Raw genomic sequence first — 20,681 nt, 5'->3', positions numbered from 1 at the left:
GGCCGCACCCGCCCGGGCGGGTGTTTCGAAACAAGTACCAATTGCGGAATGGATTTCGGGAAAAGTTTGTTAAAAAGTATCTTTGCACTCAGAAAGCCGGTTTAGCCCAATAAAAGTAAGCAGCGCAAGAGCCGTTGCCGCTGCTTACCAGGGGTTCACCAGAATGACTTTGAACGCTTTACCAATCATTTTTACACATTCACGTATCGCAAGGCTTTGAACCTTGTTAGATAAACCATGAGCAAACACGGACGTATTTTGGTCGCCATGAGTGGCGGCATCGATTCCTCCCTGGCGGCAGTGCTGCTGCACGAACAAGGCTACGAAGTAATCGGCATGACCATGAAAACCTGGGATTATGCCTCGTCGGGCGGTACCAAAAAAGAAACCGGCTGCTGCAGCCTCGACTCCATCAACGACGCCCGAAACATCGCCGTCAACCTCGGCTTTCCGCACTACATCCTGGACATCCGCTCCGAATTCGGGGATGCGGTGATCGACCATTTCACGGGCGAATACCTGGAAGGCCGGACGCCGAACCCCTGTGTGCTCTGCAACACCCACATCAAATGGGATGCGCTGCTACGCCGGGCCGACCGGCTGGATTGCGAATTCATCGCAACGGGTCACTACGCCAACATCCGGCAGGTCAACGATGAAAGTACCGCCAACGGTCGCTTTGTTATTTCACGCGGTATCGACAACCTGAAAGATCAATCCTACGTTCTGTGGGGCGTTTCGCAGGAAAGCCTGAGCCGGACCAAATTACCGCTGGGACACCTGCGGAAATCGGAAATCCGCGAAATGGCCAAAGACCGCGGGTTTATTGAACTGGTTACCAAATCAGAATCCTACGAAATCTGCTTCGTGCCCGACAACGATTACCGGGGCTTCCTGAAACGGCGCGTTCCGGGGCTGGAACAGTCGGTTGCGGGGGGCAATTTTATCCTGGAAGATGCCGAAACCGGCACCCGGAAAGTGGTTGGCAAGCACGAAGGATACCCTTTTTACACCATCGGCCAGCGGAAAGGGCTGGGCATTGCCCTGGGCTTCCCGGTTTTTGTTACCGACATCCGGAAGGAGTCCAACGAAGTAGTGCTGGGCATTGATAAAGACCTGTACCGCGACGGTATGATTGTCAGCCGGTTGAACCTTCAAAAATATGCCGCGCTCGAAAAACCGCTGGAAACCGTTACCAAAGTTCGCTACAAAGATCCGGGCACACCGGCGCTGATTACGCAGGAAGCCGATGACCGCATCAAGGTTCTCTTCGAACAGGGCGTTTCGGCCATCGCTCCCGGACAGGCCGCCGTTTTCTACGAAGGCGATGATGTCATCGGGGGTGGCTGGATCATGAAAAGCTTCCGCCAATCGGGACGGGGGGACGAAACGACACCGTTCGCCATGCCCGCCCTTGGTCATACGGCCTGATAACCGGCGTTTCCTAATAGTAAAAAAGCCGTCCCGAAGCTGGAACGGCTTTTTTACTATCCAGGTGTCGGAATTGGGCAATCGGCAAAATTATTGACGCAACAGTTTAAAAGCCACCCGGCTCGGAAAGCCCGGTTTGTTCCGTTGGCCCAAACTGTTTATTTTCGTTTTCTAACGCCAACATCCATGTCCTATTCCAAACGCCACTCCATTTTTCATTTTCGCTCTGCATTGTTGCTTGCTCTAACATCTATTTGGCTGTATGCCTGCCAAACCAGCACAGAACCGCACACGCCCGGCTACGAATACGTTTCGCTGGAGACGGGTTCTTTCCGCGTGTACGACGTAACGGAACAACGCTTTGCGCTCAACGGACCTCCGGTGACCCAGACTTACCAGTTGCGCGAAATAACGACCGATTCGCCCATCGATCTGGCCAACGGCAGCGCCTTTCGCATCGAACGCTACCGCCGGGCAAACGAGCAGGAGCCCTGGCAACCCGACTCGGTGAGCAGCGTCCGGATTGCCGACGATCAACTCATCCGCACGGAAAACAATGTGGCTTACGTCAAGCTCCTTTTTCCGCCGACCGATCAGCTGCAGTGGAACGGCAATGCCTACAACACGCTGGGGGAAGATACCTACCAGCTTCGCAATACCGGCCAGCCGTTCAGCGTTCTGAATCAGACGTTTCCCGAAACGGCCACGGTCATCCAACAAAATGATTCCACGCTGGTTAATCAGGACAAACGCCTGGAAGTATACGCCCGGAACGTGGGGCTGATTTACCGGGAAAAAGTACAGTTGCAGTTCTGTTCGTCAACTCCGGTCTGTGTCGGCAAGGCCCAGATTGATTACGGCATCCGGTATTATATGTGGCTCCGTTCATACGGGAAATTGTAAAAGGATGCGTAGATTTGGAGACACACTACCCTCAACCTGATGCTACCCCTCTTCTGGACTTTACTGAACATCGGTCTTATTATTTTCTTTCTGGTAATCTGCTTCCGGGCGACCAAGCTGATCCGGGAAAAAATGGGCCTCTTTGCCGCCGTTATTTTCGTTGTCGGACTGCTTTCTGCCAGTTCAAGCCGCGTTAGCAACGTTCGGGAAAACAAGCAGACGAAGACATTCGGCGTTGATGCGGGCAGCAATCTACTACCCGCCCCCCACCGGGTTGGCCGCAGCACGCTTGACGAAAATTGGGTCAACAGGATAGAGTTGATGGTAGAAACCGGCACCGATTCCACGTCTGGTCAAGCCGTTGTGATATCGGCCAACACTTATCTATCGGGTTTAATTAGCGGCTATATCTGGGAACCCCGACTGGTTTCCGTGAAAGCAACGAAAGACCACGCGATAGCGTATGGAGTATCAGGAACAATCCATTGGAAATTACTCGGCGTAACCGTTTACGATGAGTCTAAATACTTATCAGGCACACTGGAAACCAATTCTTTATGAAACACCTTTTGCTTTTCCTGCTTCTGCTTGGAGCCGGAGGCTGGTCGGCGCAGGCCCAGAACCGCAAGTACCTGGTTCTGCTGAAAGACAAGGCCAACTCGCCCTACTCGGTCAGCCGACCGGAGCAATTTCTTTCCCAGCGGGCCATTCTCCGCCGGGAAAAACAGGGCATTCTGGTGCAGGAAAAGGATTTGCCGGTCAATCCGGCTTATGTATCGGCTCTTCAGCAGGCGGGGGCTAAAATCTGGTTTAGTTCGCGCTGGGCCAATGCCGTTCTGGTCGAAACGACCGACGCCAATCTGACGGTCATTCGGGCCCTGCCGTTTGTGGCCGGCCTTGAAAGCAACCGCTCCATCGGCCGGGCCCGGGTCGGATTTGCACAGTTTGCGGCCAACCGGCGCCGGGACAAACGCGGGCAGGTAGACGACCCGCAAGTGTACGGCAACTCCCGCGAGCAGCTACTTCAGCTTGGCGTCGATAAAATGCACGCGCAAGGCTACCGGGGCGAAGGAATGCTGGTAGCCGTTCTGGATGCCGGTTTTCGCAATGCCAATCAGGTGCCATTCCTAAGCCAGCTTTTTAGCGAAAAGTGCGTGGTCGGTACGTACGATTTCGTGAAGAAAGAAACGAGCGTGTTCGAAGACGATTCCCACGGGCAGAACGTGCTGTCGATCATGGCTGGTTATCAGGAAAACCAGCTGGTGGGACCCGCCCACAAAGCCTCTTACCTTCTGCTGCGCACGGAAGACGCCACGAGTGAAACGCCGGTTGAGGAGGTAAACTGGCTGCTCGGTGCTGAGTACGCCGACAGTTCGGGGGTTGATGTCATCAACTCGTCGCTGGGTTACACTACCTTCGATGATCCCACGCAAAACCATTCTTATAACGATCTGAACGGGCAAACAACACTCATCAGCCGGGCCGCCCGCTGGGCGGCCGAAGTGGGGATGCTGGTGGTGGTTTCGGCGGGGAACGAAGGCAACGACCCCTGGCGCTACATCGGCGCCCCGGCCGACGTGGCCACCATCCTGTCCATCGGCGCCGTCGACCGCGAGGGCATCCGGGCGCCTTTCAGTTCGTTTGGTCCCACGGCCGACGGGCGGATTAAACCCGATCTGGTGGCCTACGGCTTAGGCACCGCCCTGGGTTCCTCATCGGGGTTGATTACCACCGGCAACGGTACGTCCTATTCCGCTCCCCTGGTGGCGGCTCTGGCAGCGGGTTTCTGGCAGGCCAATCCGCGCCTGACCGCTCAACAGGTTATCGAATGCCTGCGCCAGTCGGGCAGCCAGTGGACCCAGCCCGACAATGAACTCGGTTACGGCATTCCAAATTTCGAACGGGCCTTGACCGTTGCCGCTGAGTCGTATTCGTTACTGGTTTACCCAAATCCATTCACCAGCGCCGATCGCCTTACGGTACAGTGGAACGAAATCCCGTTGAACCAAACCATCAACGCAACGGTAACCAATTCGGCGGGTCAGGTGGTCTGGCAGCAGAAGTACGCATCCGACCAGGCTAGCCATTTTTCCCTGCAGGCCCTCAGCCTTTCCCCCGGCCTGTATTTTCTGACGCTTTCGACGCCCAGTGCCCAGCGGACGGTAAAACTGATGAAGTACTAACGGCCCACGGACGCATGAAACTTACGGTTATTCAGGGAGATATCACAAAATGCGCGGTTGATGCCATTGTCAACGCGGCTAATTCGAGCCTGCTGGGCGGAGGTGGTGTCGATGGCGCCATCCACCGGGCGGCTGGTCCGGACTTGCTGGCCGAATGCCGGATGCTGAACGGCTGCCCGACCGGCCAGGCCAAAATCACCGGGGGCTACCGATTGCCCGCCCGGTACGTCATTCATACCGTTGGGCCGATCTGGCGCGGTGGCAACAGCCGCGAGCCGGAACTGCTGGCCAGCTGCTACCGCCGGGTGCTGGAAATTGCCACGGAACGGGGGCTCATCACCGTGGCATTTCCCAACATCAGCACGGGCGTTTACCGGTACCCGAAAGACCAGGCCTGCGCCATCGCCCTGAAAACCGTTCAGGAATTCGGCCAACAGCGGGAGACTTCGGTTCATGAGGTCCAATTCGTTTGCTTTGACGACGAAAACTTCCGGCTCTACCAGCAGGGGCTTTCCACAACGGCTTAACGGCCAAAACCGGTAATTTTGGCGGCATCCGACGAACAGATGGCGGCCACACCAATCAGGCCAAACCAGTTGCGCAACGCCGTGCGGGCGAGCCATTCCACGTTGAAACTGTGTTTTCGGCGGGTTTCAAACCCTTCCTGCAGAAACGTTTCGTCGTGCTGAACGGCAGCCCGGTAGATGCTTTTCTTCTTCTTGAAGCCCGAACGGCTTTTCAACTGTTTAACCAACTGTAATTGCTTGTCCAGGCCGAGAGTGTGGGCATAAAAAAACCACCCCATTGCTGAGGTGGTCTCTTCTGAATCGTTTTTATTAGTTGCCCACACTTTCGTCGGCTTCGGGTTGCGTGGTCGCTACCTCCGGTTTGTTGGCCGGCTGCGGGTTCACCATCCGGTTTTGCTGCTTGTAATTCCGGTTGGCCACGGAGGGGGTTGCCGGTACAGCAATGGCCGGGTCTCCGATGCCTCCCCGACGCTGCTGTTCGCGGTAGGAAGCAATGTTTTGCGGCCGTGCTTTACGCCTTTTAAACTCGATGCCTTTCTCCGGCTCCCACTGACGGGCAGCTGCCGCTTTATTAGGATGCTTATAATTAGACGTCGAGTAGGTCGGATCATTCTTCAGTTTATCCTGCGCAAGGGCCGGGATAGCCAAAGCTATCGCTAACAGACCCAGGCAGGTCCCTAATATCGTCTTCATGATTTTCCTGTGGTTTTGTTGTACTGCGAAAACTAAACAATCCGTTTCCGATGCTAATATAACAGCAAAAACATAACTATGTTTTTAGTTTTTAGCAATAACTTTATTTTTCATTCTTAAAATTGACTTTTCGGAGGTTAAACTTTCAATTTCGCCATAGGCAACCCACCGGACGTCTTTTGTTTCCCGCGTCCGGATGAAGGGATGGTCCGTGGCGGCTTCCAGCAAAAACCGGATGTCGTAATGCAGATGTTCGGGCTCATTCTGCCGGGCCGGAATGGTGTGCACATCCACATCGAAAATACCCGGACCGATTACGTTCAAATCCAGCAGCCCCGTTTCTTCTTCCGCTTCCCGCAGGGCCACCGCCAGCACATCCGGGTCGCCATCGGCATGTCCACCGGGCTGAAACCAGCGGTCGAGTTTGGCGTGGTGCAGCAAAACCACCTTCTGACGATCCGGGCTGACAATCCAGGCCGAACCCGTCACGTGCCCGATCTGAAGATGGCGTTCAAAACAATCAGCGTGATTCTGGACGAACTGGATGGTTTGTTCCAGCATCCGCTGTTCATTTTCATCGGCGGGTTGGTGGTTGAGCAGCAGATTTAATAGCGGTTTACGGTGCATTTCGAAAAGGAATGTTGGCTTTGACTTTAAAAAACTGCAATTTCGTCCTCAATATACTACGACATACAATTAATTTACGTCATGAAGAAATTATCCATTCTGGCCATGCTGACGCTGGGGGCACAGCTTACCTTCGCGCAAATCAAATTACCGCAGGCTAGTCCGGGCGCAACCCTGATTCAGACGGTGGGCACCACCGACTTCACGGTTACCTACTCCCGACCCAGCCTGAAAGGCCGTGCGGCTTTGGGAGCTCAAACGCCCCTGGCCCCCATCGGGCAGCTCTGGCGGACGGGTGCCAATGCTGCAACCAACTTTAAAACCTCCACGGACGTTATGGTTCAGGGGCAGAAACTCCCGGCTGGCACCTACTCGGTTTTTTCAATTCCGAACCAGGGCGAATGGACCCTCATCTTCAACAAAAACCCAACGGCGAGTGCGGAAGAAGGAATCCCTAATGGTTATAAAAAGGAGGAAGATGCCCTTCGGGTTCAGATTAAAGCCGAAAAAATGAGCAAAATGACGGAAACGTTCAGCCTGAGCTTCAGCGACCTGACCGACAGCACCGCCAATTTCAACCTGGACTGGGCCGATACACGGGCCACGGCCAACCTGAGAGTCAACGTTCTGGCTAATGCGCAGGCCAACATCGAAAAAGCCGTTGCCGATAAGCCCGAGGACGCCGGGGTGCTGCAAGCTGCGGCCAACTGGAACCTTTTCCAAAACCGGAACCTCGATCAGGCGCTATCCTGGATTGACAAATCGATTGGCCTGAAAGAAACCTACGCCAACGTCTGGATCAAGGCGCAGCTTCTGTCGAAAATGGGAAAAGTTGCCGAGGCTCTGCCGCTGGCTAAAAAGGCGCTGGCGCTGGGCGAGGCTTCAAACGACCCGGTTTTCCGGTTCTACAAAGACGGTATTCAGAAAGGTGTTAGCGATTACCAAGCGATGATGCCGGCAACACCCGTCAAAGGAAAAAAGAAGAAAGCCTAAACAGGTGCAGGACCCGCGTTTCTGAATTTTCCAGCCCACGGCTTAAACCGTGGGCTGTATTTTTATTGGGAAGTCGGTAGACTTTCGGTCGGCCGTACGGTTTTCGAGGGCATGACGTTTTCCAGCAGCCAGGCAATGCCGATCAGCAGCACACAGCCGATGACGTTGAGCCACAGAAAAGCCGTCACCTCCGCCCACCAGCACCAGATAACGATTGCTTCCGTCAGCACGGCGGCCCAGAATGTAGCCCGCCCGCCGATGGTTTTAAAATAAAAGGCCACCAGGAAAATCCCCAGTATGACTCCGTAAAACAGCGAACCCAGAATGTTGACGGCTTCGATCATGCTGCCGAGCTTGGTGGCAAACTGGGCCACAACGATGCAGAACAAGCCCCAGATGACCGTGGCAACCCGCGACGCTTTCAGGTAATGCCCATCGCTGTAACTTTTGCAGAAAAGCCGTTTATAAATATCCACAATCGTCGTGGAAGCCAGCGAGTTATAAGCAGCCGCAATTGACCCCATTGATGCACTGAAGATGACGGCAATGAGCAGACCAATCAGACCATGCGGCAGGAAATCCAGCACAAACCGCAAAAAGACGTAGTTTACGTCGCTGGTGTCGCCGACGGGATTGTTCTTTTTGATTAAATCAACGACCTGGTTTTTAACGGCTTTGGCTTCCTGATCGCGCTGGCTGATGAGCATGCGGGTTTGCTCCACGCCCTGCGCATTGTCGTTGGAAAGCGCCTTATTCAGCGTCAGAACGGCCTGCTGCCGTCGGGCGGCAATGGCCTGGTGCTCCGTTTCCAGCCGACGGTATTGCTCGGCGTACGGGCTTTTCAGCAGTTGATCGGTTTCAACTTTATTGAAAAATACCGGCGAAGGGTTAAACTGGTAAAAAACAAAAACCAGCGCTCCAATCAGCAGAATCAGAAACTGCATCGGCACCTTCAGCATCCCGTTTGCCAGCAGCCCCAGCCGACTCTGCCCCACCGACTGCCCGGTCAGGTACCGGCCCACCTGCGACTGATCGGTACCGAAGTACGACAATTGCAGAAAAAAACCGCCGATCAGCCCCGACCAGAGGTTGTAACGGCTGCTGGGATCAAATTCGAGGTCGATGGTGTTGAGTCGCCCGGATTTACCGGCCACCTGGAGCGCATCCAGAAACCCCACATCCGCCGGGAGTAGGTGCACCGTCATCCATCCGGCCACAAACATGGCTGCCGTTACAATGACCATCTGCTGCAAGTGGGTGTGCGAAATGGCTTTGGCTCCGCCCGAAACGGTATAAACCAGCACGACACCGCCCATGATGATGTTGGTCCAGACGATGTTCCAGCCCAGAATGGTCGATAAAATGATGGAAGGCGCATAGATGGAAAGCCCCGTCGATAAACTCCGCTGGAGTAAAAACAACAGGGCCGTAAAGACCCGGACGCGGGCATCGAACCGGGATTCAAGGTATTCGTAGGCCGTAAAAACCTTTAGTTTGTGAAAAATCGGAACGAAAGTAATGGCCAGCACCACCATTGCCAGCGGCAGGCCGAAGTAAAACTGCACAAACCGCATCCCGTCGGTAAAAGCCTGACCGGGCGCCGAAAGAAACGTAACCGCACTGGCCTGCGTCGCCATCACCGACAGGCAGACGTGGTACCAGGGCAGCGACTGGTCGGCCAGCAAGTAGTCATCCATGCTGCGGTTGCCCCGGCTGCGAATCACACCGTAACTGATAATGAGCGTCAGCGTACCCGCCAGAATCAGCCAATCGATACCACTCATGAAAAATACCGCATAAACCCGTAAAACAAGACGATCTCCAGCAGCAGACTGCCAATAACGAGCATGTAGAGCTGCCGCCAGGAGCGGACGAAGGGTGGCAAATCAGGGTCTGGCTGGTGCATAACGAAACGGTGGTTGGATCTGAACTCGTGTTTAGGCAACGAAAATAGTAAATCTCTCGTATGTGATTGGGTACCCGGCGACAAAAACGATTCTATATTATTACCAAATTGTGCAATTTTAACGCTCGTTCGTACCCCGCTTTCCCGCAGTTGGGCAAGATAAACCGAAAAGAAGTATCTTTCCCGGGAAAGTTGGAGAACGAGCGGGATCCGGTTTAAGCGGCAAACCAATCTGCCCTGTTCCGTCGGCCGTTTACCCTTTATTCATACCTATGTTGACCATTAACCTGGGCCCATGCCCAACCTTGACAACGGATCGTCTGATCATCAGGCGCTTAAAACAATCGGACGGAAATAATCTCCACCAGCTTCGCTCCGATCCGGCGCTGATGCGGTTTATTCCCCGACCGCTGACGACCTGCGTCGAGGATGCGGTCCGGCTGATTCAGGTTTTTAACGATGCCATTCGGCGCAACGAGAGCATCACCTGGGGCATTACGCTCCAGGATCAACCGGGCGTCATCGGAACCATCGGCTTTGTCCGGATCAACCCGGAAAACTTTCGGGCCGAGGTCGGTTACCTACTGCACCCCGACTACCAGGGCCTGGGAATCATGCAGGAAGCCCTGCAAGCCGTGGTCGACTACGGGTTTGGGGCCATGAGGCTGCATTCCATCGTAGCCATCGTCGATCCCGGCAATACGGCTTCGGCCCGGGTGCTGGAACGCAGCGGCTTTCGGAAAGAAGGTCATTTTCGGGAAGATAAATACTTCAACGGCCGGTTTCTGGACTCGGTTTACTACGCCCGGCTGGCGTCCGAACTCTAACAGCCGGATGCCGTTCCGCCGGACCCGGGCCTGCCCGGACGGCCAAATCCGGCCAAAAAGGGCTTCAGTTCAAATCCCTAAATCTGCAATTCAAACGCAGAAAATCCCTGTTCACGCACCCCGTCCTCTTTTGGGCGTAGGGGTAAAGGTCACCTTCGTCGTCATAGTGGCATAAATCACAGTAAACAACACGACGAAGAGAATGAACCTGCGTTTGCAAACTCGACCAAACGGCTTTCGCCTGATTTTCACCCGTATTTTATCTGCCCTGCTGGGGGTGGTCATAACAGCGTGGGCTGCCTGCGGACAAACCCCTTCCGACGCACGGGTCCTTTCCGGGCGCATCACCGAAACCCCGTCCGGAGCCGCGGTCCCGTTTGCCGCAGTGGCCGTCAAAGGCAAACCCATCGGAACGCAGGCCGATGAAAACGGTCAATTTCGGTTAGCGGTTGGCCAGCGCGTGGATTCGCTGCTGGTGTCGGCGATGGGCTACCAGACGACCACCGTCGCCATCAACGCAGCCAGTCCGGAAAAACCCCTTGAAGTCGTTTTAAAACCGGTGGCAACCCAGCTGAACGAGGTGGTGATCCGGGCGGGCGAAAATCCGGCCTACCGCATCCTGCGCGAAGTAGCGGCCCACCGGTCGCAGAATGATTTCCGGAAGCTCGACGGTTACGAGTACGACGCCTACAGCCAGCTTTCGATCAGCATCAACCAGATGGCCGAGCGGTTTCGCCGGCGCAAACCCGTGCAGACCATCCTGCGGGCCGTGGAGAAAAAACAGGCCGGAAAAACCGTGACGGAACTGCCGATCTTTTTCTCCGAAACCGTTTCGAAACTCTACGCCCGGCGCCAGCCCGAACGCCAGAAGGAACACATCCTGAAAACGGCCATCAGCAGCGCCGGGCTGACCGACGACAGCTTCATCACGATGTTCACGGGCGCCGGTTTTAATACCCTCAACTTTTACCAGAATACCGTCAGCCTGTTCAAAAAGGAATTTATTTCGCCCCTGGCCGACAACAGCCGGGCTGCTTACTCGTACTTTCTGGCCGATACCGCGCAGGTAGGTTTGCACACCTGCTTCGTCCTGGACTTCGACCCTAAAAACGAACGCGACCTGGTTTTCAGGGGCAAAGTGTGGATCGACACCGTCAGCTACGCCCTCGTGCAGATCGACGCGCAGGTTGGCGCAGCCGCCAACCTTAATTTCATCAAGCAGATTGACATTGAACAAACGTACGAAACCGCCGGTGAGTCCGCCCGCGCCTGGCTGCCCGAAACGACCCACCTGACGGTTCAGGTGGGTGAGGTTGTCAAGCACACCTTTGGCGCCACGGTCGAGTACCGGACTACGGTTCGGCAGCCGCTGGTGGGGCAGCCCAAGCCCGTTGGTTTCTTTGACACCGAGGTGCAGATAGCCGAAGACCGTGCCGAAGCCTCCGCCGACTACTGGCAGGCGCAACGTGAGAGCGCAGCGGAGTCCGAAGCCAACAAACAGACGCGCGCCGTGCTGGATACCGTCCGGAACCTGCCGCTCATTAAATTCATCAGCCGCACGGGCCAGTTTGTTCTCAACGGCGGGTATGTTCCACTGTTCAAAGGCGTAGAGGCCGGGTCGGTTTTTTCGATGTGGGCTTACAATCCGGTTGAAGGCCACCGGTTGCGGATGGGTTTGCAGACCAACAACCAGTTTAGCCGAAACTGGCAGCTGGCGGCCTACAGTGCCTACGGTACGCGTGATCAGATCTGGAAGATGGGGGGCGAAATCAACTACATTCCGACCCACCAGCCGCTGACGCTCATTACGCTGAAAAGCAGCTACGATCTGGAGCAGCTCGGTTTGCGGACCGAAGATTTAGCCGATAATCCTTTTCTGCGCATCACCAGCCGGTTTGGGCGCTACCCCCAGGCTTATTACCAGAACGAAACCGCCCTGTCGGTCCAACGCGATTTGGGAACTGATTTTATCCAGACCGCGGGGATTCGGTACCGGCGCATCGACCCACTTTTTCCATTTGCCTTCCGTCAACCCGTGCCGGACACCCAGCAAACGGTGTGTAGTTCCGACTTCTGGAGCCGGGAAGCCTTTCTGGAACTGCGGTACGCACCCGGCCGGATTCCCAGCCGCCGGGTGACCAAGCGCCGGATTCAGCGCCGACCCACCGAAACCGCGCCTATCGTCAGCCTGCGGTATACGTACGGAACGGCTTCGTTTGAGGGCGGAACGTTTGGCGACTACCACAAATGGCAGTTTCAGCTGGATCATACGCTGCGGTGGGGGTTATTTGGGCGGACGCAGTATACGGTTCAGGCCGGTTATATTCCCTCTACCCTGCCCTATCCGCTGTTGCAGGTGCACGTTGGCAACCAGACGCCGTTCTACAACCGCAATGCCTACAACCTGATGAACTTTGGTGAGTTTGTCAGCGACCGCTATGCATCCGTTTCGCTGGAACACAAATTCGAAGGCTTGTTTACCAACCGGCTTCCGCTGATCCGGCGGCTGGGCTGGCGCAGTTTCGTGACGGGTAAACTGCTGTGGGGTGGCCTCAGCGAGTCCAATCGAAACCTGATTGCGACCCACGATGCCGCAGGAAAAGCGCTGGCTCCCGTTTACTCCCTCCAGCATGACCCGTACGTGGAAGTGGGCTACGGAATTGAGAACATTTTCAAGCTGGTGCGCGTGGAAGGAATGCACCGATTGACCTACCGCCAGCAACCCAACGTGACGCCGTTTGCCGTAAAAGTGTCGTTTCAGGTGGGTTTGTAAACCCGGTTAAAACCGGTAATTTGCCAGGCCGTGGCGAATGAAAACCGCCACGGCCTGTTACCATGAACCCTGATTCTCTTCAGTCGGTCCGTTTTGAAGCCGTTCTGGAACGGTTTGAGCAACGCGACCGAACCCACTACATCGACGTTCCCGACGAAGTGGCCCAGCAGTTTACGCGCACCCAGCCGGTTCGGATGATGTGCCTGCTGAACGACAGCATCGAGTTTCACTGCGCCCTCCGACCCAGGGGCGACGGCTCGTTTTTCATCAGCATCGGAACGCCCATCCGGCAGCAGGGCAAGCTCCGGCTGGGCGATACACTCCGGATCGCCATCTGGCAGGACGAAAGCGAATACGGCCGCAAAATGCCCGAAGAGTTAACGGAACTGCTGGCCATTGACGAAGAAGGCAACCGGCTGTTTCACGCCCTGACCCCCAACCGGCAGCGGAGTATTATTTATTATGTCGATGGTGCGAAGAGCCCTCAGGTCCGCGTGGACCGGGCCATTATGATGATCAACCGACTGAAAATCAACCCATCCGGCCAGCATGAGTGACATCAAGCTGTACGATACGCGGGCGTTTACCGGCAAGTTTATGCCCTCGGAAGAACTCCATGCGTTCTTCCGGGGCGACGTTGGTAAGTTTTTCATCATGCGTGTGGAAGACATGTACCAGTTCGTCACCCGGGCGGTACCGGCTTCCCGCTCCACTATCACCTCGTGCCTGTACATCACCGAGGGCGAAGCCAGCATAAAAATCGGCAGCGAACTGTACACCATTCACGCTGACGAAATGTTGTTTGTTCCTGCCGGTCAGGTATTTTCGTTCCGGGAAGGTGAAATTAATAAAGGCTACATCTGCGGTTTTCAATCGGATTTTCTGGTTGGAAAACTTTTGAAAAACAACCTGTTAAACGAATTTGATTTTCTCAAGATATGGGGCAACCCGATGATTCAGCCCGATCGGCAGTCGGCGGAGTTTATCCGGCGGCTGCTTACCCGGCTGCTGATCGATTACTCGCAGAACGGTCTCCAGAACCTTGACCTGCTCCAGTCGTATTTGCTCACCCTGCTGTGCGAAGTGAACCGAATTTACCGGCCCGCATCCGGCTCCGGCCCGGTGACGGGTGTAACGATTACCAACCGGTTCCGCGAGCTGCTTTTCAAGTGGATTCGCACCAAAAAACGGGTGACTGAATACGCATCGCTGCTGAACATCACCCCCAACCACCTCAACAAAACCGTAAAGGCCGTTACCGGTAAATCGCCAACCCGGTGGATTGACGAAACCGTGCTGCTCGAAGCCAAGGTACTGCTTAGCCAGACCAACCTGACGGTGAGCGAGATTGCCCTGGAAGTTGGCCTCGACGATCCCTCCTATTTTACCCGCCTGTTCAAAAAGTACGAACACCAGACGCCCTCCGAATTTCGCCGAATGATTGAAAAGTCCTAGAAGCTGCCTTATCCATCCTACCCTGCAACAGACGGTTTCTCGACCTTTGTGCCCATCTGAAAGGTCCAAAAACAGCATGTATTCCGCATTACTATTTTTTCATTCCGCCTTCCGGTGGCTGGTCCTGGTGAGTCTGTTGTACGCTCTGTACCGGGGACTCACCGGTTGGCTCGGCCACCGACCGTACTCTAAATCCGACAATTCCGTTCGGCACATTACCGCCACGATCTCGCACATCCAACTGATGATTGGCTACACGCTGTATTTCAACAGCCCCATTATTAGCTATTTCCGGGCTAATTTCAGCCAGGCCAGCCGCCAGTTGGAGTTCCTGTTTTTCGGTCTGATACACATCACTTTAATGACGGTGGCGGTATTTTTCATTACCATCGGATCAGCCGCTGCGAAACGCAGAGAAACCGATGAGGCCAAATTCAAAACCATGACGGTCTGGTTCCTGCTGGCGCTGCTGATCATTTTCACGGCCATACCCTGGCCCTTTTCGCCACTGGCCAACCGCCCTTACTTTCGTCCTTTTTAACCATGATCAACCTGTTTCAAAACAAAGTGGGCCGACTCCGACTGATCGGCTTTCTGGAAGGTATCTCGCTAATCGTCCTGCTGGGCATTGCCGTTCCGCTCAAATATTCGGGCGGGGATCCTTCGCTGGTAAAAACCGTCGGCCCCATTCACGGCCTGTTTTTTCTGCTGTTTGTCATCAATACGCTGAGCGTCGGCATCGAGCGCCACTGGAAGTTTCTGGAAACTACCTGGAAGGTGATCCTGGCCTGCTTCATTCCGTTCGGAACGTTTTACATCGATTACACGATTCTGTCCCGCATTAAATAAAAACCGATGGGCCAGGGCGATAGAGTTGTCGCCCTGGCCCACCGGTTCCCAATGGGTAAATCCAGTTAGTTCGGTCCCCGACGGCTGCCGCCACCATCGCCACGGCCGGCCGAATTCTGGCGCTCCTGGTACGGCCGGGGAGCCGAGTCCGCCGACCGTTGCGGGAATGACTCCCGGCTGCGTTCTACCCGCTGCGGAGTTCCTTCAAATCCCCGGTTTCCGGACCAGCCTTCCCGGCGGTTGGATGGTTCCGGTTGCTGGAATGAACGGTTTTCCGACCGACGTTCAAACGAGGGTGAATTGGTCCGCGGGGCGTACCCCGGATTACCCCGGTTTTCGGAAGGCGTTTCAAATCGGTTTGAACGGTTGCCGTTCCAGTCATTGCGGCTGGGGCGTTCAACGCTGTTGTGATCAGTATTCGGGCGGTTTCCAAAATCCGGGCGATTGTTATTTTCCGGGTTAGGTCGGTTTCCGAAATCCGGGCGATTGGCGTTACCGGGGCGGCTGTTAAAACCATCTGGCCGGTTATACGAGCCATTTCCCCGACTACCCGGGTAGGCACCCCAGCCCGCGCGGTCTTCAATCCGGTTGTTTTCGGCTACCTCACCCCGGCGATTGCCGTTGTAGGTATAACTGCCGCGGTTGTTGAATCGATCGGTTGAATAAGACGATCCGTAGCTGCCCCGCGGACCCGCGTTAGTACGCCGAATTACCTCGTTGGCCCGGTAAACCGGCACGTTCCGGCGCGTGTACCGCTCAATTTCTTCCCGGCGCGGACCGTAGCCGTACGAGCGGTTGTTGTACCGGTATACGTTGTTGATAATAGTTGTGTTGTGGTAAACATTGACCACCCGCGTGCGCGGTACGCAGTAGCTGTACACCCGCGGACTGGTGAAATAGACCTGTGGGACAAACGTCCAGTAATTGAACGGCAGATTGATGTTGATGTTCACGTTGATGCCCATTCCCGGGCCCAGCGGAGCCCAGCCGTAGTAGCCGCCACCGGACCGCCAGCTCACCCAGGCCGGTCCCCACTCGCTGTCGGGCACCCAGATCCAGCGGCCGTAGTAGTCGTCGAAGAGCCAGCGACCGTAGTGAAACGGCGCCCAGCCCCAGTCGTAATCGGAAACCCAGGTGTTACCGTATTCGGTGACGGCCCAGTGACCATTGGTCGCGTACGGCTGGAAATCGTCGTTTACTTCGGGCATCCAGACCTGGCCGTATTCGGGGTTACGCACCCACTCGCCATACGGCGCCAGTTCGTCGTAAAATGACTCAACCGGTATGTCAACGCCGGGTTGGGCCACGGTTTTCTGCGGCCCAACCAGCGCGATGAAAAAGAATATGAATATACCAAAGGCTGGTAAGATTGGTCGTGTTTTCATGGCCCAGCGGACGTTATAAATGCGTTATACCCCTTAGATGCCAGAACGACCCCGAAGGTTTAATCAGATCTACAACAATTTATCCAGCGTAATCGGCAGACTACGAACCCGTTTGCCCGTCGCGTGGAATATAGCGTTGGCTACGGCAGCCGGCATTCCGACAATGCCAATTTCACCCAGCCCTTTTACGCCCAGCGGGTTTACAATGGTGTCATTTTCTTCCACAAAAACAACGTCCAGCTCCTGAATATCGGCGTTGACGGCCACGTGGTATTCCGACAGGTTGTGGTTCATGAACCGCCCGAACTGGTGATCCATGACGCTCTCTTCTTCCAGAGCCTTGCTGATTCCCCACACCATACCGCCGATAATTTGGCTCCGGGCCGTTTTAGGGTTCAGAATGCGCCCCCCCGCCACGGCCGTAACGGCCCGCGTCACCCGGACGGTGCCAAAATCCTCATCCACTTCCACTTCCACAAACACCGCCGAGTGAGCGGCCCGGGCGTATTTGCGCTGTTGCAGCATATTCGGCAGCGAAGTCGATGTTTCGCTAACGGCCCGGCCCCCGTTTGTCCCGACAATGTCCCGCAGGGAAACGGCCACCGAAGGATTGTCTTTAAGCCGAAGATGTGCATCAGCAAAAACAATGTCTTCCGGCTTCACATCCGCAAACGGCGAATTTTTCATTTTCTGCGCCATCTTGAACAGTTTTTTGCCAAGTTCTTCGCAGGCCACCTTCACGGCCGTACCCACGGTAGCGGCCGTCCAGGATCCTCCTTCGATGGGTGCAAGCGGCATGTCCGAATCGCCCAGGCGGAAAATCACATCTTCAATGGGCATCCCGAGTGTATCAGCGGCAATCTGGGTCATGATGGTGTACGTACCGGTGCCGATGTCGGCGGTAGCGCTGGTCACCCGAAGTTTTCCGTTTACCGTCAGCACGGCTTCCGCCCGGGCGGGTCCCTGGGTAGCATCCCAGATACCGGTTGCCATCCCCCAGCCGATCAGCGTGTGCCCCCGGCGCATTGAACGCGGTTCGGGCTTCCGGCCCGACCATCCAAACCGTTCGGCGCCCTGCCGGAAACACTCCCGAAGCTCCTTGCTCGAATACGGCAGGTCCTGGTCCATGTCCTTTTCGGTGTAGTTTTTCAACCGGAATTCAACGGGATCCATCCCCACCTTATGCGCCAGTTCGTCAATCTCCATTTCGATGGCCGGAACACCAGTTACCCCGCCGGGCGCGCGCATATCCAGCGGAGTGAAGACATCCAGCGGCACGAGGTTGTAGGTAAACTTGGTATTTTCGGCCGGGTACAGCATTCCGGACCAGTTGACCACAATTTCAAAGTAATCTTCAAACCGGGACGTTTCGGCAATAGCGTCGTGCTGAATGGCGTCGATGGTGCCGTCGGCCTTTGCACCCAGGGACAGATTCTGAACGGTAGCGGGCCGGTGGCCAAAGGTAAACATCTGCTGACGGGTGAGCGAAACCCGAACGGAACGCTTCAATTCCAGTGCGGCCAGAACCGCCAGAAAGAGCTGGTACTGCGGGCGCAGCCCCGACCCAAACGCTCCACCGACGTAGGGCGAAATCACCCGCACATCCTTAAACGGCAGGTTGAACACCTGGGACACATACAGCTGGCTGTTGGGAGCACCCTGCGTTTTGTCGTAGATCGTCAGTTTTCCATTTTTTTCGTAGACAACCGTGCTGGAAAACATCTCCATGGGATTGTGGTGCTCAACGGAGTGAACATGCTGTCCTGTCGTCTGGAAGGGGGCCGCCTGAAACGCCTTGTCAAATTCACCCCGGGGTTTGGGCGGGGGCGATTTCAGCAAGCTGGCCACGCCCGATTTCGGCTTCCGACTCCGATGCAGGTTGTGTTCCAGCGCGGTATCATGGTCTTCCTCCTCGTACTCAACCTTCACCAGCGAAGCCGCATACCGGGCAATTTCAAATGTTTCGGCCACCACCAGCGCAATCGGCTGGCCGTTGTAGACCACTTTTTCGTCGCGCAGGGGCCGGAAAGGCGACCCCGGCGGGGCATCTTGATCCTTGTAGCTAATATCGAACCACGCCAGACGGGGACGGTTTTCGTGCGTAAAGAGTTGAATCACCCCCGGTATTTGCAGCACCTCGTCGGTATTAAAACGGATGATTTTTCCTTTGGCAATGGTACTGGACACCACGTAACCGTAGGCCAGATCCGGCGCAAAATATTCGGCGGCATATTTCGCTTTTCCCGTCACTTTAGCCACGCCATCGACGCGGCTCATGGATTTTCCGATGTATTTTGTCATGATTCCGTTTCGATTTTAGCAGCCCGTTGCAACGCCCGTACGATGGCGCGTTTAGCCAGTTCGATTTTAAACGTGTTGTGTCCGTACCCTTTTGCTCCGCTCAGAATCGTTTCGGCTACGGATTGAAAATCAGACTCCTTAACCGTCTTTCCGACCAGCATCGCTTCCGCTTCCGGCTTGCGCCACGGTTTATGCGCTACGCCACCCAGTGCAATCCGGGCGTCGGTGATCTGGTTGTTTTCGATTTCCAGCCCGACGGCCACCGACACCAGCGCAAAGGCGTACGACTGCCGGTCGCGGAGTTTCAGGTAGGTGAAATAGTCGGGAAATCCTTTGGCGGGCAGGTCAATCGCCGTCACCAGTTCGCCGGGCTGAATGGTGGTGTCCAGCCAGGGGGTGTTGCCGGGCAGCCGATGAAAATCCGCAAAGGGTACGGTCCGGTCGCCGGTTGGGCCGGTTATCCGAACAACAGCATCCAGGGCCGCCAGCGCCACGCACATATCCGACGGATGGGTCGCAATGCAGCGGCTTTCCGGGTTTTCGTCCGAAGTACCCAGAATGGCGTGAATGCGGTTAAACCCATTGATGGCTCCGCAGCCCGATCCGGGTTCGCGCTTGTTGCAGGGCGTGCCGGTATCGTAAAAATAATAGCAGCGGGTCCGTTGAAAGAGATTTCCGCCGTTGGTCGCCATGTTACGCAACTGCGCCGACGCTCCGGCCAGGATAGCCTGCGACAAAAGCGGATACCGGCTTTCGACCTTTTCATGGTAGGCCGTGTCGGCATTGGTAACCAGCGCGCCGAGCCGGAGCCCTCCGTCTTCAGTCTCTTCGATGGTCTTCAGCGCCAGGTGGTTGATATCGATGAGGTGGTTGGGCCGCTCAACATTTTCTTTCATCAGATCGAGCAGGTTGGTACCGCCCGCGATAAATTTCGCCCCCTCGCGGTGGGCCAGTTCGTCCACAGCCGTATCGACGTTGCCGGGCCGGGAATACGAGAATCGGTTCATAACGTCAGGCTTGGGTCTGGTTTTGCATCACTTCCTGAATGGCATCGACAATGTGCGGATAGGCCCCGCAACGGCAGAGGTTGCCGCTCATCAATTCGCGAATGTCGTCGGCTGTTTTGGCCCGCCCCTCGTTGATCATGCCCACGGCCGAGCAGATCTGGCCCGGTGTGCAGTAACCGCATTGGTAGGCATCGTGCTCGACAAAAGCCGTTTGCAGCGGGTGTAAACCGTTTTCACCGGCCAGCCCCTCAATCGTCGTAATCTCGGAGCCATCTTTCATAATGGCCAGCGTCAGGCAGGAGTTGATTCGCTTGCCGTCGACCAGGACCGTACAGGCACCACACTGACCGTGATCGCACCCTTTTTTGGTGCCGGTTAGGTGCAGATACTCCCGCAGGGCGTCAAGCAGAGAGGTCCACGGTTCCAGTTCCAGCTGGTGAACGGAGCCGTTGATCGTTAGCTGAATCGTCGTTTTTTCCGGCAGCGCAGCAGGACTCGCTTCGGTTTCTGGAGGCAGGATTGTTTGCATAGTGAGTAGGGATTTCAATACGTATGCAAAGCCCGATTACCCCCTAAATGTTGGAAATTTGGCGATTTACTTAGGCCCCGGTCTGAATCCGGGCGGCAATGGGTAGGACCTCACAGGTCCGACAACAAATCTGGGCCCTCCGGATCGGGTGGATCGACACGTTTCCGGTCCGGTTCGGCGGACTGGAAAATCAGGGAAACACAACGTCCGGGTTGGGAAGTGGTTGCCGGAATCTTGGCCTTGTGGTTGTTTTTCCGGTGGCTGGCGGCTTACTTCGTCGCAACCAAAGTCT

Annotated in this window: 21 protein-coding genes; 12 read left to right on the top strand and 9 right to left on the bottom strand. The window is 55.7% G+C overall.

Going from position 1 to position 20,681, the window contains the following annotated elements; genetic code table 11:
- Positions 1–237: 237 nt before the first annotated feature.
- From mnmA to OQ371_RS18165, 5 genes are all read left to right on the top strand, one after another.
- Complete coding sequence (gene mnmA, locus OQ371_RS18185; RefSeq protein WP_265989632.1) at positions 238–1,431, top strand: tRNA 2-thiouridine(34) synthase MnmA; 1,194 nt, start codon at positions 238–240, stop codon at positions 1,429–1,431.
- A 186-nt stretch (positions 1,432–1,617) separates the two neighbouring features.
- The gene (locus OQ371_RS18180; protein ID WP_265989631.1) at positions 1,618–2,334 is read left to right on the top strand and encodes a hypothetical protein; all 717 of its coding nucleotides are present in this window, start codon (positions 1,618–1,620) and stop codon (positions 2,332–2,334) included.
- A 39-nt stretch (positions 2,335–2,373) separates the two neighbouring features.
- On the top strand, positions 2,374–2,895 hold the full coding sequence (locus OQ371_RS18175) for a hypothetical protein (protein ID WP_265989629.1): 522 nt from the start codon (positions 2,374–2,376) through the stop codon (positions 2,893–2,895).
- Positions 2,892–4,517, top strand: a complete 1,626-nt coding sequence (locus tag OQ371_RS18170) for a S8 family serine peptidase (protein WP_265989628.1) — start codon at positions 2,892–2,894, stop codon at positions 4,515–4,517. Before OQ371_RS18175 ends, OQ371_RS18170 begins: the two co-directional genes overlap by 4 nt.
- Positions 4,518–4,531: 14 nt before the next feature.
- Positions 4,532–5,044 (top strand): O-acetyl-ADP-ribose deacetylase, encoded by a 513-nt coding sequence (locus tag OQ371_RS18165; RefSeq protein ID WP_265989627.1) that lies wholly within the window; start codon positions 4,532–4,534, stop codon positions 5,042–5,044.
- Here OQ371_RS18165 and OQ371_RS18160 read toward each other — a convergent pair.
- The 3 genes from OQ371_RS18160 to OQ371_RS18150 form a co-directional block, all read right to left on the bottom strand.
- Positions 5,041–5,322, bottom strand: a complete 282-nt coding sequence (locus OQ371_RS18160) for a hypothetical protein (protein WP_265989626.1) — start codon at positions 5,320–5,322, stop codon at positions 5,041–5,043. The two genes, OQ371_RS18165 and OQ371_RS18160, sit on opposite strands and share 4 nt — an antisense overlap.
- Positions 5,323–5,353: 31 nt before the next feature.
- Complete coding sequence (locus tag OQ371_RS18155) at positions 5,354–5,737, bottom strand: hypothetical protein (protein WP_265989625.1); 384 nt, start codon at positions 5,735–5,737, stop codon at positions 5,354–5,356.
- Between the two features lie 84 nt (positions 5,738–5,821).
- Positions 5,822–6,364 (bottom strand): NUDIX hydrolase, encoded by a 543-nt coding sequence (locus OQ371_RS18150; RefSeq protein WP_265989624.1) that lies wholly within the window; start codon positions 6,362–6,364, stop codon positions 5,822–5,824.
- Positions 6,365–6,445: 81 nt separating this feature from the next.
- On the opposite strand from OQ371_RS18150, the gene OQ371_RS18145 reads away from it, so the two are divergent.
- Entirely contained in the window at positions 6,446–7,357 is a 912-nt protein-coding gene (locus tag OQ371_RS18145) for a DUF2911 domain-containing protein (RefSeq protein ID WP_265989623.1), read from the top strand.
- Positions 7,358–7,419: 62 nt separating this feature from the next.
- Here the strand turns inward: OQ371_RS18145 and OQ371_RS18140 are convergent, their stop codons facing one another.
- Positions 7,420–9,141, bottom strand: coding sequence for a sodium:solute symporter family protein (locus OQ371_RS18140; protein ID WP_265989621.1), 1,722 nt, complete (start codon positions 9,139–9,141; stop codon positions 7,420–7,422).
- Complete coding sequence (locus OQ371_RS18135) at positions 9,138–9,263, bottom strand: hypothetical protein (RefSeq protein WP_265989620.1); 126 nt, start codon at positions 9,261–9,263, stop codon at positions 9,138–9,140. Before OQ371_RS18135 ends, OQ371_RS18140 begins: the two co-directional genes overlap by 4 nt.
- A gap of 272 nt (positions 9,264–9,535) precedes the next feature.
- Between OQ371_RS18135 and OQ371_RS18130 the strand changes: the two genes are divergently transcribed.
- The 6 genes from OQ371_RS18130 (at position 9,536) to OQ371_RS18105 (ending at position 15,167) form a co-directional block, all read left to right on the top strand.
- Entirely contained in the window at positions 9,536–10,090 is a 555-nt protein-coding gene (locus tag OQ371_RS18130) for a GNAT family N-acetyltransferase (RefSeq protein WP_265989618.1), read from the top strand.
- Positions 10,091–10,292: 202 nt separating this feature from the next.
- Positions 10,293–12,863: a DUF5686 family protein gene (locus tag OQ371_RS18125; RefSeq protein WP_265989616.1), complete on the top strand. Its 2,571-nt coding sequence runs from the start codon at positions 10,293–10,295 to the stop codon at positions 12,861–12,863.
- A 62-nt stretch (positions 12,864–12,925) separates the two neighbouring features.
- Positions 12,926–13,420: a DUF1905 domain-containing protein gene (locus OQ371_RS18120; protein WP_265989615.1), complete on the top strand. Its 495-nt coding sequence runs from the start codon at positions 12,926–12,928 to the stop codon at positions 13,418–13,420.
- Complete coding sequence (locus tag OQ371_RS18115; protein ID WP_265989613.1) at positions 13,413–14,318, top strand: helix-turn-helix domain-containing protein; 906 nt, start codon at positions 13,413–13,415, stop codon at positions 14,316–14,318. The genes OQ371_RS18120 and OQ371_RS18115 overlap by 8 nt, the downstream gene beginning before the upstream one ends.
- A gap of 76 nt (positions 14,319–14,394) precedes the next feature.
- Positions 14,395–14,859 (top strand): hypothetical protein, encoded by a 465-nt coding sequence (locus OQ371_RS18110; RefSeq protein ID WP_265989612.1) that lies wholly within the window; start codon positions 14,395–14,397, stop codon positions 14,857–14,859.
- A 2-nt stretch (positions 14,860–14,861) separates the two neighbouring features.
- On the top strand, positions 14,862–15,167 hold the full coding sequence (locus tag OQ371_RS18105) for a DUF3817 domain-containing protein (RefSeq protein ID WP_265989611.1): 306 nt from the start codon (positions 14,862–14,864) through the stop codon (positions 15,165–15,167).
- A 65-nt stretch (positions 15,168–15,232) separates the two neighbouring features.
- Here the strand turns inward: OQ371_RS18105 and OQ371_RS18100 are convergent, their stop codons facing one another.
- From OQ371_RS18100 to OQ371_RS18085, 4 genes are all read right to left on the bottom strand, one after another.
- Positions 15,233–16,552: a DUF6600 domain-containing protein gene (locus tag OQ371_RS18100; protein WP_265989610.1), complete on the bottom strand. Its 1,320-nt coding sequence runs from the start codon at positions 16,550–16,552 to the stop codon at positions 15,233–15,235.
- Between the two features lie 69 nt (positions 16,553–16,621).
- Positions 16,622–18,853 carry a xanthine dehydrogenase family protein molybdopterin-binding subunit gene (locus OQ371_RS18095; RefSeq protein ID WP_265989609.1) on the bottom strand — a complete coding sequence of 744 codons (2,232 nt, stop codon included), beginning with the start codon at positions 18,851–18,853 and terminating at the stop codon, positions 16,622–16,624.
- Positions 18,850–19,860 carry an FAD binding domain-containing protein gene (locus OQ371_RS18090; protein WP_265989608.1) on the bottom strand — a complete coding sequence of 337 codons (1,011 nt, stop codon included), beginning with the start codon at positions 19,858–19,860 and terminating at the stop codon, positions 18,850–18,852. Before OQ371_RS18090 ends, OQ371_RS18095 begins: the two co-directional genes overlap by 4 nt.
- 4 nt (positions 19,861–19,864) lie before the next feature.
- Positions 19,865–20,389, bottom strand: a complete 525-nt coding sequence (locus OQ371_RS18085) for a (2Fe-2S)-binding protein (RefSeq protein WP_265989607.1) — start codon at positions 20,387–20,389, stop codon at positions 19,865–19,867.
- Positions 20,390–20,681: the final 292 nt, after the last annotated feature.

The organism is Larkinella insperata (assembly GCF_026248825.1).
GTDB lineage: Bacteria > Bacteroidota > Bacteroidia > Cytophagales > Spirosomataceae > Larkinella > Larkinella insperata.
The sequence above is the reverse complement of the archived record's forward strand: the minus strand, read 5'-3'. Positions and strand labels throughout refer to the sequence as shown.